This window comes from Bradyrhizobium sp. P5_C11_2 (assembly GCF_054049755.1).
In genome coordinates this window covers 1-15,090 of sequence record NZ_JBFULT010000117.1, presented here as the reverse complement: position 1 = coordinate 15,090, position 15,090 = coordinate 1, and the positions used below count along the sequence as shown (strand labels likewise).

Here is a 15,090-nt window from a genome sequence, read left to right as displayed (position 1 = left end):
CATCCGCGCTGACGAACTGGAAACCGAGCGCGCCAAAACCGTGTCGCCCGGCGCGCTCGATGGTCGGCAGCTGCGAGCAGGCCATCCACAGCGGCGGATGCGGCTTCTGCATCGGCTTCGGCACGACATTGCGCAAGGGGATGTCGAAATACTTGCCGTGGTGCTCGCTGCCCGCGTCCTTGAACATCGGAAAGATTGCGGCTACGGCCTCCTCGAACACCTCCTTCTTGGTCTCCATGTCGCGGCCGAACGGCTCGAGCTCGGTGATGGAGGCGCTTTCCCCCATGCCGAATTCGCAGCGGCCGTTCGAGAGCAGGTCGAGCACCGCGACGCGCTCGGCGACGCGCGCGGGATGGTTGGTGGTGAGCTGAAGGATGCCATGGCCGAGCCGGATGTTCTTGGTGCGCTGACTCGCGGCGGCGAGGAAGGATTCCGGCGAGGGCGAATGCGAATATTCCTCGAGGAAATGATGCTCGACGACCCAGGCGTGGTCGTAGCCGAGCTGGTCGGCGAGTTCCAGCTGCGAGAGCGCGTTCTGGTAGAGCTTGAGTTCGTCACCAGCCACCCAGGGCCGCGGCAGTTGCAGCTCGTAGAAGATGCCGAACTTCATGACGCCTCTCCCGCTTATTCTTGTTGCGGGCATCTTAATGAGCGGGGCGGCGCTGTCTACGCAGTCGCAATTCCGCCTTGCGGGAGAACACGCCGCACGGCGCGGCGGCCATTCAGGATCGCACCAATGAAGGTGAAGCGCACCAGCCAATGATAGCTTGCCAGCATCGCCGGAATTGCGACGACGAGAATGACGGCAAACTTGATCAGCCCGGGCCAGTCGAGTTGCGACAGCACGACCTGCAGCGCCATCACGATCGGCATGTGGATCAGATAGAGCCAGTAGGACGCATCGGCGAGGTAGCGCCAGGTCGGGCTGAAGCCGGACATGAAGCGAAGCGCGAGACCGATGGCCGCGAAGGTCGATATCCAGATCGCCGGTGCATAGAGGATCGCGGAGACAAGCCTGAGCGTGGCAGCGCTGAAGGGCAGGTTCGGCGCACCCGGCGCGGACAGGATCACACCCGAGAGCACGAAGCTGATCAGGATCAGCACGACCGCAAGCAGGAGATGCGGGAGCCAGCGTCGCTCGAGCAGCCGCAGCAGATCGACCTGCCGATGCAACAGCCAGCCGACCCCGAAGGCGGTGCCGAAGCCGATCCAGGCCTGCGCGTTGGTGATGAGCGATTGATCCGGGGTCCTCACCCCCATCACATTGATCCAGCGCTGGTCGAGACAGAAAGCGATGCCGATCGGGATCGCCAGAAGCAGGGGGGCCAGCGGGCTTCGCACGATCCCAGCGAAGACACGGTCGATGACCGTTCGCAGCGTGGCGGAGGCATCAAGCCAGACAATTGCGCCGCGCAGCAGGAGCATCGCAACGTAGAGCTCCAGCAGCACATAGAGGAACCAGAGATGCGTCAGGGGGAAATTCGGCAGCACCGGCGGCCAATTGCGCATGCCGGGAGTCGGACCGCCATTGGGAAAGCCGGAGGCCCAGATGACCACCAGAGCCATCGGCGTAAACACGATCGGCCAGCCGATCACGAACGGGAGCCCGATCCGCTGCAACCTGTCCCTGACAAAGCCCCAGCTCCCCCGGCGATGGAAACTCATGCGGGCAAAGAAACCGGCCATCAGGAAGAAGGTCGTCATCCGGAAGACGTGGATGGTGAAGGTCAGCAGGCCCAGGAGGAGGCTTGGATGGGTGTCCTGGATGAACCAGAACCGGGGCGTGGCGGGCACGAACGACATTGCCGCGTGCAGGACGATGCCGAGCAGAAGGGCGCCGCCCCTGAGCGCATCAAGGGCGTGCAATCGTTCCGATGCGGGGGCGACGGCGGTCGTATGTGACATGGACGGGGCTCATGCTGGCTGGTGAGGGGTTTCTCGCCGGACAGTCTGCCCAATCGGGGCGCGGCCCTCTCGCCCGATCCAAAAATCGGCTAGCCGATTTCTCGGCGCGGCTGGCTGATCCCGGGATCGCAGTCGGTTTCCGGCGGGGTCAGCGCCTCGCGCCGGAATTCGGTCGGGGTCACGCCGGTTTCGGCCTTGAAGGCGCGATTGAACGGTCCGATCGACTGGAACCCTGCATCCATGGCGATGGTCAGCACCGGGACCTCCCGTTGCGCCGCATCGGACAGCGCCAGCTTGGCATCCTCGATGCGATAGCGATTCAGGAACGCGTTGAAGTTTCGATAGCCCAGCCCTTCGTTGATGGCCTGGCGCAGCCGGTGCTCGGGAACGTCGAGCCGTGCCGCCAGCGCGCCGATCGCAAGACCCTCCTGCCGGTAGGTTCGTTCCACGGTCATCAGATAGTCGAGGCGCCGCAACAGGATTGGATCGACGACGACACGGCTCGTGGGAGCACGATCGGCCCCGCGCACATCGCCGGATGCGATGGCCGACGTGGCGTCGTTGACGGCGGCGGCCGGCTGGGTGGCGAAAGCACCCAATCCGGCGAGCATCGCCACCACGAACAGGCCGAGCGCGGTCGGGAGACTGCCGGGCGCGCCGGGAACCGCGACGGGAATTGCGGCGAAGCCGGCGACGGCGACGGCCGCGATGAGCACGACGTTGATCGCAAGCATCGCCAGCCGCAGTCGGCGGCGCCGTGCGACCAAATCGGCCCGCCAGGTCTTGACCGTCTGAACCGCGGCAGCGAGGGCCAGCACCAGGGTAGCCAGCGCCAGGACTCGCCCGCCTGCGCCAGCCAAAGCGGGCCAGTGCGCCCAGCTCAGCGTGATCGCGAACCCATAGGCCACGATGCTTAGCCACAGGGCGCCGTGCCACCGCTTCAGCACGAAATCGTCGTCTAACGCCGCGCGCGCCCACAACCAGAATACGGCGGGCTGGGCGGATAGGATCGGCAACGTCCACCACCAAGTCATTTTGGGGAAGTTGGGCGCGGTCACAATCGCATAGAATATGCCGCCTGCGCACATCGCGATGCCCAGCAAAACCTGTTGGCCGGTCGCACGACGCAGCAATGCGATGAGAATGATCAGCAGGAACACACCGCTCGTCGCACCGCGCAGCCCAAGATCGATGGCCGTGAGCCCCATCCCGTTCACACCCTGGGAACCCCATTCGAGAGCTCAACTCTCGCATCGCCTTCGCGCATGCACAACCCAAACTTGCGGCTTTGGCCACTGCTGCGGTCCCCGCTGCAAGTCGATGAATTGATCCAGATCAACGCGTTAACGGCTCGAACGCATCTAAGGTACGGCAAGGCAACGGCCCGGATGCCGTCCCGATTCCCATACCATTTCAAAGAGACCGAATATGTCGGCCCCTGACGACACGACTGGGCGCGTGCGCCGTAAGCGCATGGAGATTTTTGCGTTCCTGTTTCTGACCGCGGTCGTGATGCCCGTCCTCGCAGTCGGAACGGTCGGCTCCTACGGCCTCGCCGTCTGGATCTACCAGATGGTCGCAGGGCCTCCCGGTCCGCCACCCCCGCATTGATCCCCGAACAGCGAAAGACAGGCACCATGGTCCAAGGCTTACTCAACAAAGCCAAACTCAACCGCCGCGCATTGATCACCGGCCGGGTGCTCAGCACCGAGCGCATCGTTCCGCCGCCGGGCTGCGAGATCGCCAGCATCATCGTCCAGGCGCGTCCCGAGCGCCTCGCCGAGGTCGAAGCCGGGATCACCGCGCTTCCGGGCTGCGAGATCCACGGCCGCGACGCGCGCGGAAAACTCGTCGTCGTGACCGAGGCGCCCGACGCCGGCAGCCTCGGCACCCTGCTCAACACCATCCATTCGCTGCCGCACGTCTATTCCGCGGCGCTCGTCTTTCACGCCATCGAAACGACCTAACGGCCGGGAGAGCCATCATGACGTCACCCAAGCTCGACCGCCGCCAGATGCTGAAGCTGGAGGCCGCCGCGATCGCGGCTGCCGCCGCGGGCATGCCGGCGCCGGCGCTCGCCGCCAATCTCGTCACCGAGCGCGACACATCCGAATTGAAATGGGACAAGGCCGCCTGCCGTTTCTGCGGCACCGGCTGCTCGGTGATGGTGGCGACCAAGGACAACCGCGTGGTCGCCACCCACGGCGACATCAAGGCCGAGGTCAATCGCGGCCTCAACTGCGTCAAGGGCTACTTCCTCTCCAAGATCATGTACGGCCATGACCGCCTGACCCAGCCGATGCTGCGCAAGGCGAACGGCAAATACGACAAGAACGGCGAGTTCACGCCGGTGTCGTGGACCGAAGCTTTCGACATCATGGAGACGAAGTGGAAGGAAGCGATCAAGAAGCGCGGGCCGAACGGCGTCGCCATGTTCGGCTCCGGCCAGTGGACGATCTGGGAAGGCTATGCCGCCTCAAAGCTGTTCAAGGCCGGCTTCCGCACCAACAACATCGACCCCAATGCGCGGCACTGCATGGCCTCCGCCGTGGCCGGCATGATGCGCACCTTCGGCATCGACGAGCCGGCCGGCTGCTATGACGACATCGAGGCGACTGACGCCTTCGTGCTGTGGGGCTCCAACATGGCGGAGATGCACCCGATCCTGTGGACGCGTCTCGCCGACCGCCGGCTGTCCGCGCCGCATGTCCGCGTCGCCGTGCTCTCGACCTTCGAGCACCGCTCGTTCGACCTCGCCGACATCGGCATGGTGTTCAAGCCGCAGACCGACCTCTATCTCCTCAACGCCATCGCCAACCACATCATCAAGACCGGGCGCGTCAACAAGGATTTTGTCGCCGCGCATACGATCTTCAGGCGCGGCCAGACCGACATCGGCTACGGCCTGCGGCCCGAGCATCCGCTGCAGAAGAAGGCAACGGGCGCGGCCAAGGCCAACGACTCCACCGACATGAGCTATGACGAGTACGTCAAGTTCGTGTCGGAGTACACGCTGGAGAAGGCCGCCGAGATGTCCGGCGTGCCGCTCAACCGGCTGGAGGCGCTTGCCGAGCTCTACGCCGATCCGAAGACAAAAGTGGTCTCGTTCTGGACCATGGGCTTCAACCAGCACACCCGCGGCGTCTGGTGCAACAACCTCGTCTACAACATTCATCTTCTGACCGGAAAGATCTCCTCGCCCGGCAACAGCCCGTTCTCGCTGACCGGCCAGCCCTCGGCCTGCGGCACCGCGCGCGAGGTCGGCACCTTCTCGCATCGCCTGCCGGCCGACATGGTCGTCACCAACAAGGAGCACCGCGCCAAGACCGAGCACATCTGGCTCCTGCCCGAAGGCACCATTCCCGACAAGCCCGGCGCGCACGCTGTGCTGCAAAGCCGGATGCTGAAGGACGGCCTGATCAACGCCTATTGGGTGCAGGTCAACAACAACCTCCAGGCCGGCCCCAACGTCAACGAGGAGACCTATCCGGGCTTCCGTAATCCCGACAATTTCATCGTGGTCTCGGATGCCTATCCCTCCGTCACCGCGCTCGCCGCCGATTTGATCCTGCCCACCGCGATGTGGGTGGAGAAGGAAGGCGCCTATGGCAATGCCGAGCGCCGCACGCAGTTCTGGCACCAGCTCGTCACCGCGCCGGGCGAGTCCAAGTCCGATCTCTGGCAGCTGATGGAGTTCTCGAAGCGCTTCAAGATCGAGGAGGTCTGGCCGGAGGAACTGATCGCCAAGAAGTCGGACGTTCGCGGCAAGACGCTGTTCGACGTGCTCTACAGGAACGGCCAGGTCGACAAGTTCCCGGCCTCGGAGATCGAGCAGGGCTATCTCAACGAAGAGTCGAAGGCGTTTGGCTTCTACGTGCAGAAGGGACTGTTCGAGGAATATGCCTCGTTTGGCCGCGGCCACGGCCACGACCTCGCGCCGTTCGAAAGCTATCACCGCGAGCGCGGCCTGCGCTGGCCCGTCGTCAACGGCCAGGAGACGAAGTGGCGCTTCCGCGAGGGCAGCGATCCCTACGTCAAGCAGGGCACTGACGTGCAGTTCTACGGCTATCCGGACGGCAAGGCGCGCATCTTCGCGCTTCCTTACGAGCCGGCGGCGGAGTCGCCGGACAGCGAGTATCCGTTCTGGCTCTCGACCGGCCGCGTGCTGGAGCACTGGCATTCCGGCACCATGACGCGCCGCGTGCCCGAGCTCTACAAGGCCTTCCCCGAGGCCGTCTGCTTCATGCATCCCGACGATGCGCAGGAGGCAAAGTTCCGGCGCGGTGACGAAGTGAAGGTGGTCTCGCGCCGCGGCTTCATCCGGGCCCGCGTCGAGACCCGCGGCCGCGACCGGCCGCCGCGTGGCCTGGTGTTCGTGCCGTGGTTCGACGAATCCAAGCTGATCAACAAGGTGACGCTGGACGCCACCGATCCGATCTCGCTGCAAGCCGATTTCAAGAAGTGCGCCGTGCGCATCGAGCGGGTGGGCCTGTCATGACCAGACGATTTGCAATTGCCGTGCTCGCGGTCGCGATTGCCGCCGGCGCGAGCTCGCTGACCGCGCAGACGGTGACATCGGGCCTGCGCGGCCCGGCCCCGCTCAATGACGAGGGGCCGGCGCCGCCGATGCTGCCGAACCGCAACACCTCCGAGCGGGAGGTGCGCAACTATCCGGAGCAGCCGCCGGTGATCCCGCATACGATCGACGGCTACCAGGTCGACCTCAACGGCAACAAGTGCCTGTCCTGCCACGCGCGGGCGCGCACCGCGGAATCGCAGGCGCCGATGGTCTCGATCACGCATTTCATGGATCGCGACGGCCAGTTCCTGGCATCGATCTCGCCGCGGCGCTTCTTCTGCACCGAGTGCCACGTGCCGCAGAACACCGCCACGCCGCCCGTCAGCAACGACTTCACCGACATCGACACGCTGCTCTCGCGCGCAAGCCCCGGTGGCCGCCGATGACGACGGCTGCTGACGAGCCCAAGGGAAAGGTGGAAGCCAAGCGCAGCTTTGTCCTGCGAAGCTGGGACTTTGCGCGCGAGCTCTGGCAGGTGCTGATCCGGCCGAGCTCGGTGTTCGGGCTCGGCGTGCTGGTGCTGGCGGGCTTTGCGGCCGGCGTCATCTTCTGGGGCGGCTTCAACACCGCGCTGGAATTGACCAACACGGAGAAATTCTGCACCGGCTGCCACGAGATGAAGGACAACGTCTTCGCCGAGCTGAAATCGACCATCCACTTCAGCAATCGTTCTGGCGTGCGCGCGACCTGCCCGGACTGCCACGTGCCGCACAACTGGACCGACAAGATCGCGCGCAAGATGCAGGCCTCCAAGGAGGTCTGGGGCAAGATTTTTGGCACGATCGATACACGGGAGAAATTCCTCGATCACCGGCTCGAGCTCGCGGCGCATGAATGGGCGCGCTTCAAGGCCAATGATTCGCTGGAATGCCGCAACTGCCACAGCGCCGATTCCATGGACATCACCAAACAGTCGCCGCGGGCCTCGGTGGCKCACCAGCGCTTCCTGTTCACGGGCGAAAAGACCTGCATCGACTGCCACAAGGGCATCGCCCACCACCTGCCCGACATGCGCGGCGTTCCCGGCTGGCAATAGGGCGATCTGTCGGCAAGGTCCGAGCAAGCGCCTCGTCCCTCGAGACGACCGCTTCGCGGTCTGCTCAGGATGAGGCTCAGCGGCATCTTGGCCTGCCGAAACTGCCGCCACGCACTCCGCCCTCATCCTGAGGGCCCGCCAAAGGCGGGCGTCTCGAAGGATGGCCGCAGAGAAGCAGCCTTGAAATGCGCTTGCCCCGCGCTTGAACCGGCGGGGCGAATGGTTAGTTTTGGGGGATGGCGAATCGGTCGATTTCGCACCTCTCAAGACAGATATGGCCACATTCACCCCGCATCAGGATGCCGCGCTAAAAGCCGTTGGCGACTGGCTCAAGGCAAAACCCGGCCGCAACGGCACGCCGCCGGTGTTCCGGCTGTTCGGCTTTGCCGGCACCGGCAAGACCACGCTGGCGCGGCACATCGCCGACGGCGTCGACGGCGAGGTGAAGTTCGCAGCCTTCACCGGCAAGGCCGCGCTGGTGATGCGCAACAAGGGGTGCGACGACGCCTCCACCATCCATTCCCTGATCTACCGGGCCCGCGAATCCGGCGAGGAGCAGCCGAGCTTCGAGCTCTGGGACGACGCGCCGGCCTCCAAGGCCAAGCTGATCGTGATCGACGAATGCTCGATGGTCGATGCCGAACTGGGGCGCGATTTGATGTCGTTCGACTGCCCGCTGCTGGTGCTGGGCGATCCCGCGCAGCTGCCGCCGATCCAGGGCGGCGGCTTCTTCACCAACACCGAGCCCGACGCGATGCTGACCGAAGTGCATCGCCAGGCGCAAGACGACCCGATCGTGCGGATGTCGATGGACGTCCGCGAGGGCCGCGAGCTCGACATCGGCCGCTACGGCGAGAGCGAAGTGGTGTCGCGCAAGGAGCTCGATCCCGACCGCGTCATGGGCGCCGACCAGGTCCTGGTCGGCCGCAACAACACGCGACGCGCGTACAATATGCGGGTGCGCCAGCGCCAGAACTTCGAGGACACTTTTCCGGTCGCCGGCGACAAGCTGGTCTGCCTGCGCAACAACCGCAAGAAGGGCCTGTTCAACGGCGGCCTGTGGCGCGTGAAGTCGCGCAACACCTCGCGCTCGAAATCGCGCATCCTCAGCATGCGGCTGTCGCCGGATGAGGACTTCGGCCACAAGGTGACGAAGGTCTCGGTGCGCGCCGACTGCTTCGAAGGCGGCATCGAGCAGATCGCCTGGGAGCAGCGCAAGCCCTATGACGAGTTCGACTACGGCTACGTGCTGACCGTGCACAAATCGCAGGGCTCGCAATGGGACGACGTCGTGCTGTTCGACGAGAGTTTTGCGTTTCAGGATTCCAGGGCGCGGTGGCTCTACACGGGGATCACGCGCGCGGCGAAAAGATTGAGTATTGTGGTGTGAGGCTGCCTACCCCGTCATTCCGGGGCGGCTCGAAGAGCAGAACCCGGAATCTCGAGATTCCGGGTTCGATGCTCCGCATCGCCCCGGAAAGACGAGTTGAGTTGCTCTGCAACTCAATTCGTCACTTCCCCGCCACAAAATAAAAATCCTCCCGCCCCGGCGGAGAGCCGTACGTGAACGGCTGCTGGCCGTGCTTGGTTGCGGACCAGACGTCGTCGCGGACGATGTCGAACAGTTTTCGGATCTCGACGCGCGGCTCCTTGATGTCGCGAGCGAGCGCGGTGGCGAAGGGGCTGTTGGCGCCGCCGTCGCCGTCTATCGCGGTCTCGCCGTGCTTGGCGGCGTAGACCACCATGAACCCCGCACCGGGCTCGATGTTGGAAAAGCCCTTGTCGACCAGCTTGAGCGACAGCGTGCGCTGCATGGTCGGCGCGAACGGATTGTCGCGGCAGGCATCCAGGATCACGAGCCGCACCTTGCGGGCTGCCCCCACGGCTGCGATCACCTGCTCCAGCGCCACCGCTTCGGTCTCGGCGTCCTTGTCGGCCGAAAGCTTGGCGTCGATCGGAACCAGATAGTTCACGCCGCCGATCTCGAACCCGTGGCCGGCATAATAGACCATCGCCCAATCCGCCTTCTCCGCTTCCTCCGCAAATGCCTGGAGGGTCTGGAAGAACTTGTCGCGGGTCAGGTCGCTGGTCGACATCACGGTCTGGAAGCCGAGATCGTGCAGCACGGTTGCGATCAGCTTGGAGTCGCGCGGCGGATTCGGCAGCGCATGGACGTTCTTGTAGGCGCCGTTGCCGATCACCAGCGCGACGCGGCGCCCGGTCGCCCCGGCCGGCGCCTGCGGCGTCAGCGCGGCGAGCCGTTCCTGCGCGATGGCGCGGGCACGCGCGACGTCGAGCTCATCGAACTTCGTCAGCGAATAGGCGGCCGCGCGATAGTCGGCGCGCGCCTGGGCGAGATCCTTCCTGCGTTCGTAGATCTGGCCGCGGCCGGAATGAGCGCGGACATTGTTCGGGTTGATCTGGATGGCCGTATTGTAGTCCTTCAGCGCGGCGTCGAGGTCGCCCTTGATCATGCTGACATCGGCGCGATTGTTGATCGCGTAGACGTTTTTCGGCTGCTTCTCGATCAGGCCGTTGCAGTCGGCCAGGGCCAGGTCGAACTTACCCATCATGCCGTAGGTGATGCACCGGTTGCCGGCGATCTGCGGTGCGTTCGGATCGATCTTCCCGGCTTCGGCGAAATCGGCGATCGCGCCGTCGAAATCCTTCATCAGCGTGCGCACGCGCGCGCGGTTGGTGTAGCCGAGCAGGAACTTTGGCGCGTATTTGATCGACAGGTTGAAATCGTCGAGCGCGCTTTGCAGCGCGTTCCGGCGCAGATGGATGACGCCGCGATTGTTGTAGGGGACACCGTAGGTCGGGCGTTTCTGGAGGGCGAGGTTGTAGTCGGCCATCGCGAGGTCGTCCTGGCCCTTGCGCTCGTAGGCGAGCCCGCGCAGGTTGAGCGTCACGACATTGTCGGGATCGAGATCGACGGCCATGGACAGGGTCTCGATCGCGTGGGCGTAGTCGCGCTTGTTGACCAGCGTATTGCCGCGCACGGTGAGCGCGATCGCCTTGTCCTTGCCGGCGAGCCGGTCGGCGTTGAGCAGGTTGTCGCAGGCCGGCGCCCTGGCCTGCATGTCCGCCTGGCGGTCGCGGCAAAGGGCGAGATCGTCGGGTTGGGGATCGGCCGCGGCGATCGAGACGCAGGCGGCGAGGGCGAGGAGTATCAGGGGAACGACGCGCAGCATGTTGTCGGATCTGCTCCAGCCACCACATTTCTAAGTCGATCATCGATCGCGCGGGTTCATCTAGCCCGGAGATCCCGGCCCCGCCAAGCCGGCTATTTGACCGGCGCTTTTCACAGCCTCGTGTCCGTCCCGGCGTAACAATCGCCGGCCGCGCCCGTATCTCAGATGACCGGAAATGCGGCCGGGCAGGCTGTTCGCCCGACCCCAACCGCCCTAGACTTGTCACACCTTTCGAAAGAGGATCCGCCATGCGCCGACCCGCCCTCCTGACCCTGCTCGCCGCCACCACCGCACTGACGCTGGCCTTTGCCCTGCCGTCCCGGGCCGCGGAGGATGCGGTCGTGATCCCCGCCCCCGCCATGGATGCGGCACCCGCGAGCGGGATCCAGACCGCCGTGATCGCCGGCGGCTGCTTCTGGGGCGTGCAGGGCGTATTCCAGCACACCGCAGGCATCGTCAACGCGGTCTCCGGCTATGCCGGCGGCAGCAAGGCAACCGCCGACTATCGCAGCGTCTCGTCCGGCACGACGGGCCACGCGGAATCGGTCGAGATCAAATACGACCCGAAGAAGATCTCCTACGGCAAGATCCTCCAGATCTACTTCTCTGTGGCGCACGACCCGACCCAGCTCAACCGCCAGGGCCCGGACACCGGCACGCAATATCGCTCGGCGATCTTCACCACCTCCGACGAGCAGAAGAAGGTGGCGGAGGCCTATATCGCCCAGCTCAACGGCGCCAAGGTCTTCAACAAGCCGATCGTGACCAAGGTCGGCGCGCTGGAGGCGTTCTACCCGGCGGAAGCCTATCACCAGGACTATCTGACGCTGCACCCGAACCAGCCCTACATCGCCTACAACGACATTCCGAAGGTCGAGAACCTGAAGAAACTGTTCGCGGATAACTATATTGACAAGCCGACGCTGGTGAGTGCCAGCAAGGCCACCAACTGATCGCGAGATCATCGCAACAACGGGAGAGCCATGCCCGACACCAAGACGAAAACCACGGACGACAAGGTCATCAAGAGCGACGAGCAGTGGCGGCAGGAATTGTCGCCGATGCAATATGCGGTGCTGCGGGAAAAGGCGACCGAGCGTCCCTTCTCGGGCGAGTATGAGCACGACCACCGCGCCGGCACCTATGTCTGCGCCGGCTGCGGCAACGTGCTGTTCGAGTCCGACGCCAAGTTCGATTCCGGCTGCGGCTGGCCGAGCTTCACGCAGCCCGCCGCCGAGAGCCATATCGACGAGGAGCGGGATGTCAGCCACGGCATGATCCGCACCGAGGTGCTCTGCGCCAAGTGCAGCGGCCATCTCGGCCACGTCTTCCCCGACGGCCCCGGGCCGACCGGCCTGCGCTACTGCATCAATTCGGCGGCGCTGAAGCTCGAGCCGAAATAAACGTTGCGCGCCGCCGGGTTCCGCCATGGAACCCGGGGGCGCGATGTGCTTTTCTTCTCTGGCGGCGCGGCCGATCAGCGCATTTCGGCGACCGCCAGGGAGGATGCCATGACCCTTGGGACCATCCTGATCATCCTGGTGATCATCTATCTCGTCGGCGGCCTGTCGGGCCGGGTCGGCGGCTACGGCTATGGGATGGGCCATTCCGGCATGGGGATCGGCGGCGTCGTGCTCGTGGTGCTGCTCGTGCTGCTGCTCCTCGGCAAACTGTAAACCATTTAAGTAATTGTAATTGCTTCGTTTATTTTGATTGCGGGGCTGCCATGCGCGGATTCATCATCTCCGTTCGCAGGGGTCGCAATTTTGTCAAAACAGCCTATATTAGAGAGCGAAAATGACAGGCACGGCGGGCCCGCCCGATTGCGGCCTTCGCCCCCAAACCCCACGCGCTTAAAGCCCCAGAGAAGATCACGAGGTCTTTGACCATGCGTCCACTGCGTCCGTTCAACTTCAACACTTCCGCCGAACTCTTCCCCGCCGCGATCCGCAAGAAGAAGCGCGCGGGCTTCACCTATCGCCGGTTCGGCACCGCGGCCGAAGCCGTGCAGTTCGCGATGGAGCAGTTGCCGACGGATTCGCTGAACGGCGCCTATCTGCAGGTCGAGGAAGCGCGCTTCGACCAGAACGGCATCCGCTCGCTCTATGAGAGCGAAGCCTTCCCGCTGCCCCGCCGCCGCAAGCCGGCGGAGACGAACACCGACGCCGACGCGGCGTAAGTTTTTCGCAAGCCTCCGATGTGCGCAGAAAGCGCGATGGCCGAAAGGCTGTCGCGCTTTTTGCGGTTCTGGCCCGTGCTCTTCCTTCTCCCTCGCCCCGCTTGCGGGGAGAGGCGAAGAAAGAAGGCCTCCACTTCTACATGCGCGGCTGCTTGTCGAGCCAGCGCCGCAACAGGCGGACGTTGCGCATGTTGGCGCGGAACATGACGTCGAAGGCGTCGCCCGCGAATGGCACAATGCCGACCACGCCGTCGACCGCGACATTCCCGAGCATGCGCGCCGTGAGGTACCAGGGGGCGCCCAGCGCGCGGGCCTCACGCACCAGCCACAGCGAGATCGCGGTCGTGATGATGTCGCCGACGACCGGGATCAGCCCGATCAGGCCGTCGATGCCGTAGCGGATATTGGTGCCGGGCACGATGAAGGCGACGTCGAGCAGCTTTGCGATCGCCTCGATCCGCGCGATCCGCTGCTCGCGCGTCAGATTGCCGAACGGATTGCCTTGCCCGAATTCGAAGCGAAATTCGCGAAACCCCTGCTCCAGCGTTTCGGGACGGATCTCGTGGCCTTCCTGGTCGATGATCGGCCCGCGCGCCTCGGCGCCCGGGGAGGTCGTGCGGCTCCCTGAGCGGGATCGGCGCGGAGCAAGAATGTCGTCGTCGGACATGGTCATGGCCTTCAAGGAACGCGCCAGCGAGGCGGAGGTTGCCGCGGCGCGGTCGAAGGTCGCGCCCTCAGGTCGAGGCCGCGGCTGGATGCGGCTCCTCGACATATTTGTGCACGAGCCAGGATGACACCACCGCCGGCACAAATCCGACCAGGCCGTAGAGGATGAACTGCACCGCGCCGGAATCCGGCCCGCGCGAGCTGTAGGTCAGCGAGGCCAGGATGAAGGCGAAGGCGCCGACCAGCAGCATCCGCAGCACCGGGCCGATCCGCCTGATGTGGATCAGGATGTCGTCGACCGCGCCGATCATCAGCGAGGGCAGGAAGCCGAACAAATAGCTGTATTGCAGGGTCTTGAAGAACACCACGAACAGCTTGCCGACCTCGCCGAGACTGGTCTGGGCCCAATAGCCGGACTGATAGGTCGTCGTCAGCAGCAGCAGGAACCCGCCTACGAACGGACCGACGAGCGCAAACACCAGATAGCGTTTCATCAAGTACCCTCATCCTTCGCCGCCGTTATAGCAGCGCCGCGGGAACCTTGAATAGCGGGCAGCGGGCTATGCCCGCCGGGGGAACAAGCGGCAAAGCGACGAGTTCAGACAGGACCTGAAATTCACCCGTCAGATYTGGAGCCACCGATGTCCCGCAAACTGTTGTTCCTGGCGACCATTACCCTGACAGCCCTGGGCGGCCTGTCGAACGCGCCCGCTTTCGCGCAAGGCCATGCCGGCACGTCGCAGGAGCAGCAGGCCTGCTCGCGCGATGCTTCGCGGCTGTGCCGCAAGGACCTCGGCAATGACGGTGCGGTGCAGAGCTGCCTGCAAGCAAACCGGGCCAAGCTGTCGAAATCCTGCAGCAAGGTGTTCGCGAGTCACGGCATGTGATGCACGTCCGCATTTTGCGTGACGAACGCGCAACAATTGCGAATTCATTCGCGCCGCCCATTGCAGCTCTTTGACAATGGCGCATACTTCGCTCGGGCGGCGCAGCACTTTTCGATTCGAACATCACGAGAGATCGAGCACCACATGCGGGATTTAATTCCCAGCGTGATGGTTGCGACATGCGGCAAATCAAGCTGCGTGCGGCGCCCCAATAATCAAGCGGTTCACATCCGTGGAACTCGGGGACGCATCTCTCATGACACGCTACCAGACCATCGCCACACTCTTCGCCTTCGCCACCACCGCCATCGCATTCCAGACTTCGCCCGGCCTCGCCTTCTCATCCGAAGCACAGCAGATGTGCACAGGTGATGCGATGCGGCTGTGCTCGAGCGAAATTCCCGACATCCCGCGCGTCAGAGCCTGCATGGTGCGGAACAAGGCGAATGTGAGTCCCGGCTGCCGCGCCGTGATGGACCGCGAGCACGCAGCATCGCGCAAGCGGGAAGCGGCGGCGCAGTAAGCGCCGGATCGATTTCGATTAGATCGCCGCTGGCACTTCACCTCTCCCGCAGGGAGAGGTCGGAGCGCATCGAAAGATGCGATCCGGGTGAGGGGTTACAGTCTCACCAAATGCTGCGGCC

At 64.4% G+C, this 15,090-nt stretch carries 18 protein-coding genes; 12 read left to right on the top strand and 6 right to left on the bottom strand.

Annotation, left to right across the window (positions count from 1 at the left end):
* From ACXJL8_RS14145 to ACXJL8_RS14135, 3 genes are all read right to left on the bottom strand, one after another.
* A partial coding sequence (locus ACXJL8_RS14145; RefSeq protein ID WP_456685126.1) for an LLM class flavin-dependent oxidoreductase occupies positions 1-610 on the bottom strand: 610 nt, incomplete at its 3' end.
* A 56-nt stretch (positions 611-666) separates the two neighbouring features.
* Positions 667-1,905: an acyltransferase family protein gene (locus tag ACXJL8_RS14140; protein WP_456620352.1), complete on the bottom strand. Its 1,239-nt coding sequence runs from the start codon at positions 1,903-1,905 to the stop codon at positions 667-669.
* A gap of 89 nt (positions 1,906-1,994) precedes the next feature.
* The gene (locus tag ACXJL8_RS14135) at positions 1,995-3,113 is read right to left on the bottom strand and encodes a helix-turn-helix domain-containing protein (RefSeq protein WP_456620351.1); all 1,119 of its coding nucleotides are present in this window, start codon (positions 3,111-3,113) and stop codon (positions 1,995-1,997) included.
* Positions 3,114-3,333: 220 nt separating this feature from the next.
* On the opposite strand from ACXJL8_RS14135, the gene napE reads away from it, so the two are divergent.
* From napE to ACXJL8_RS14105, 6 genes are all read left to right on the top strand, one after another.
* Positions 3,334-3,516, top strand: a complete 183-nt coding sequence (gene napE, locus ACXJL8_RS14130; RefSeq protein ID WP_456620350.1) for a periplasmic nitrate reductase, NapE protein — start codon at positions 3,334-3,336, stop codon at positions 3,514-3,516.
* A 26-nt stretch (positions 3,517-3,542) separates the two neighbouring features.
* A complete protein-coding gene (locus ACXJL8_RS14125; protein WP_456620349.1) occupies positions 3,543-3,872 on the top strand; it encodes a chaperone NapD in 330 nt (109 codons plus the stop codon).
* A gap of 17 nt (positions 3,873-3,889) precedes the next feature.
* Entirely contained in the window at positions 3,890-6,403 is a 2,514-nt protein-coding gene (gene napA / locus ACXJL8_RS14120) for a nitrate reductase catalytic subunit NapA (RefSeq protein ID WP_456685125.1), read from the top strand.
* The gene (locus ACXJL8_RS14115) at positions 6,400-6,870 is read left to right on the top strand and encodes a nitrate reductase cytochrome c-type subunit (RefSeq protein ID WP_456620347.1); all 471 of its coding nucleotides are present in this window, start codon (positions 6,400-6,402) and stop codon (positions 6,868-6,870) included. Before napA ends, ACXJL8_RS14115 begins: the two co-directional genes overlap by 4 nt.
* Positions 6,867-7,520 carry a NapC/NirT family cytochrome c gene (locus ACXJL8_RS14110; protein ID WP_456620346.1) on the top strand — a complete coding sequence of 218 codons (654 nt, stop codon included), beginning with the start codon at positions 6,867-6,869 and terminating at the stop codon, positions 7,518-7,520. Before ACXJL8_RS14115 ends, ACXJL8_RS14110 begins: the two co-directional genes overlap by 4 nt.
* Before the next feature lie 274 nt (positions 7,521-7,794).
* Positions 7,795-8,910: an ATP-dependent DNA helicase gene (locus tag ACXJL8_RS14105; protein ID WP_456620345.1), complete on the top strand. Its 1,116-nt coding sequence runs from the start codon at positions 7,795-7,797 to the stop codon at positions 8,908-8,910.
* Positions 8,911-9,031: 121 nt separating this feature from the next.
* Here ACXJL8_RS14105 and ACXJL8_RS14100 read toward each other — a convergent pair whose 3' ends face one another.
* Positions 9,032-10,714 carry a caspase family protein gene (locus ACXJL8_RS14100; RefSeq protein ID WP_456685124.1) on the bottom strand — a complete coding sequence of 561 codons (1,683 nt, stop codon included), beginning with the start codon at positions 10,712-10,714 and terminating at the stop codon, positions 9,032-9,034.
* Positions 10,715-10,962: 248 nt separating this feature from the next.
* Here ACXJL8_RS14100 and msrA point away from each other — a divergent pair, with 248 nt between their 5' ends.
* From msrA to ACXJL8_RS14080, 4 genes are all read left to right on the top strand, one after another.
* The gene (gene msrA, locus ACXJL8_RS14095; protein WP_456620343.1) at positions 10,963-11,667 is read left to right on the top strand and encodes a peptide-methionine (S)-S-oxide reductase MsrA; all 705 of its coding nucleotides are present in this window, start codon (positions 10,963-10,965) and stop codon (positions 11,665-11,667) included.
* 30 nt (positions 11,668-11,697) lie between these two features.
* Positions 11,698-12,117, top strand: a complete 420-nt coding sequence (gene msrB, locus ACXJL8_RS14090) for a peptide-methionine (R)-S-oxide reductase MsrB (RefSeq protein WP_456620342.1) — start codon at positions 11,698-11,700, stop codon at positions 12,115-12,117.
* Between the two features lie 108 nt (positions 12,118-12,225).
* Entirely contained in the window at positions 12,226-12,390 is a 165-nt protein-coding gene (locus tag ACXJL8_RS14085; RefSeq protein WP_456620341.1) for a DUF3309 family protein, read from the top strand.
* Between the two features lie 212 nt (positions 12,391-12,602).
* The gene (locus ACXJL8_RS14080) at positions 12,603-12,893 is read left to right on the top strand and encodes a hypothetical protein (RefSeq protein ID WP_456620340.1); all 291 of its coding nucleotides are present in this window, start codon (positions 12,603-12,605) and stop codon (positions 12,891-12,893) included.
* Between the two features lie 136 nt (positions 12,894-13,029).
* Here ACXJL8_RS14080 and ACXJL8_RS14075 read toward each other — a convergent pair whose 3' ends face one another.
* Together ACXJL8_RS14075 and ACXJL8_RS14070 are read right to left on the bottom strand one after the other, a co-directional pair.
* Complete coding sequence (locus tag ACXJL8_RS14075; RefSeq protein WP_456620367.1) at positions 13,030-13,566, bottom strand: DUF4112 domain-containing protein; 537 nt, start codon at positions 13,564-13,566, stop codon at positions 13,030-13,032.
* Positions 13,567-13,627: 61 nt separating this feature from the next.
* Complete coding sequence (locus ACXJL8_RS14070; protein WP_456620339.1) at positions 13,628-14,053, bottom strand: DUF5413 family protein; 426 nt, start codon at positions 14,051-14,053, stop codon at positions 13,628-13,630.
* Positions 14,054-14,200: 147 nt separating this feature from the next.
* On the opposite strand from ACXJL8_RS14070, the gene ACXJL8_RS14065 reads away from it, so the two are divergent.
* A complete protein-coding gene (locus tag ACXJL8_RS14065; RefSeq protein ID WP_456620338.1) occupies positions 14,201-14,446 on the top strand; it encodes a hypothetical protein in 246 nt (81 codons plus the stop codon).
* Between the two features lie 256 nt (positions 14,447-14,702).
* Entirely contained in the window at positions 14,703-14,969 is a 267-nt protein-coding gene (locus ACXJL8_RS14060; protein WP_456620337.1) for a hypothetical protein, read from the top strand.
* Positions 14,970-15,090: the final 121 nt, after the last annotated feature.

Coding starts and splice junctions, on each gene's coding strand:
- ACXJL8_RS14140 (WP_456620352.1), bottom strand. CDS start 1,905: ATGTCACATACGACCGCCGTCGCCCCCGCATCGGAACGATTGCACGCC.
- ACXJL8_RS14135 (WP_456620351.1), bottom strand. CDS start 3,113: ATGGGGCTCACGGCCATCGATCTTGGGCTGCGCGGTGCGACGAGCGGT.
- napE (WP_456620350.1), top strand. CDS start 3,334: ATGTCGGCCCCTGACGACACGACTGGGCGCGTGCGCCGTAAGCGCATG.
- ACXJL8_RS14125 (WP_456620349.1), top strand. CDS start 3,543: ATGGTCCAAGGCTTACTCAACAAAGCCAAACTCAACCGCCGCGCATTG.
- napA (WP_456685125.1), top strand. CDS start 3,890: ATGACGTCACCCAAGCTCGACCGCCGCCAGATGCTGAAGCTGGAGGCC.
- ACXJL8_RS14115 (WP_456620347.1), top strand. CDS start 6,400: ATGACCAGACGATTTGCAATTGCCGTGCTCGCGGTCGCGATTGCCGCC.
- ACXJL8_RS14105 (WP_456620345.1), top strand. CDS start 7,795: ATGGCCACATTCACCCCGCATCAGGATGCCGCGCTAAAAGCCGTTGGC.
- ACXJL8_RS14100 (WP_456685124.1), bottom strand. CDS start 10,714: ATGCTGCGCGTCGTTCCCCTGATACTCCTCGCCCTCGCCGCCTGCGTC.
- msrA (WP_456620343.1), top strand. CDS start 10,963: ATGCGCCGACCCGCCCTCCTGACCCTGCTCGCCGCCACCACCGCACTG.
- msrB (WP_456620342.1), top strand. CDS start 11,698: ATGCCCGACACCAAGACGAAAACCACGGACGACAAGGTCATCAAGAGC.
- ACXJL8_RS14085 (WP_456620341.1), top strand. CDS start 12,226: ATGACCCTTGGGACCATCCTGATCATCCTGGTGATCATCTATCTCGTC.
- ACXJL8_RS14080 (WP_456620340.1), top strand. CDS start 12,603: ATGCGTCCACTGCGTCCGTTCAACTTCAACACTTCCGCCGAACTCTTC.
- ACXJL8_RS14075 (WP_456620367.1), bottom strand. CDS start 13,566: ATGACCATGTCCGACGACGACATTCTTGCTCCGCGCCGATCCCGCTCA.
- ACXJL8_RS14070 (WP_456620339.1), bottom strand. CDS start 14,053: ATGAAACGCTATCTGGTGTTTGCGCTCGTCGGTCCGTTCGTAGGCGGG.
- ACXJL8_RS14065 (WP_456620338.1), top strand. CDS start 14,201: ATGTCCCGCAAACTGTTGTTCCTGGCGACCATTACCCTGACAGCCCTG.
- ACXJL8_RS14060 (WP_456620337.1), top strand. CDS start 14,703: ATGACACGCTACCAGACCATCGCCACACTCTTCGCCTTCGCCACCACC.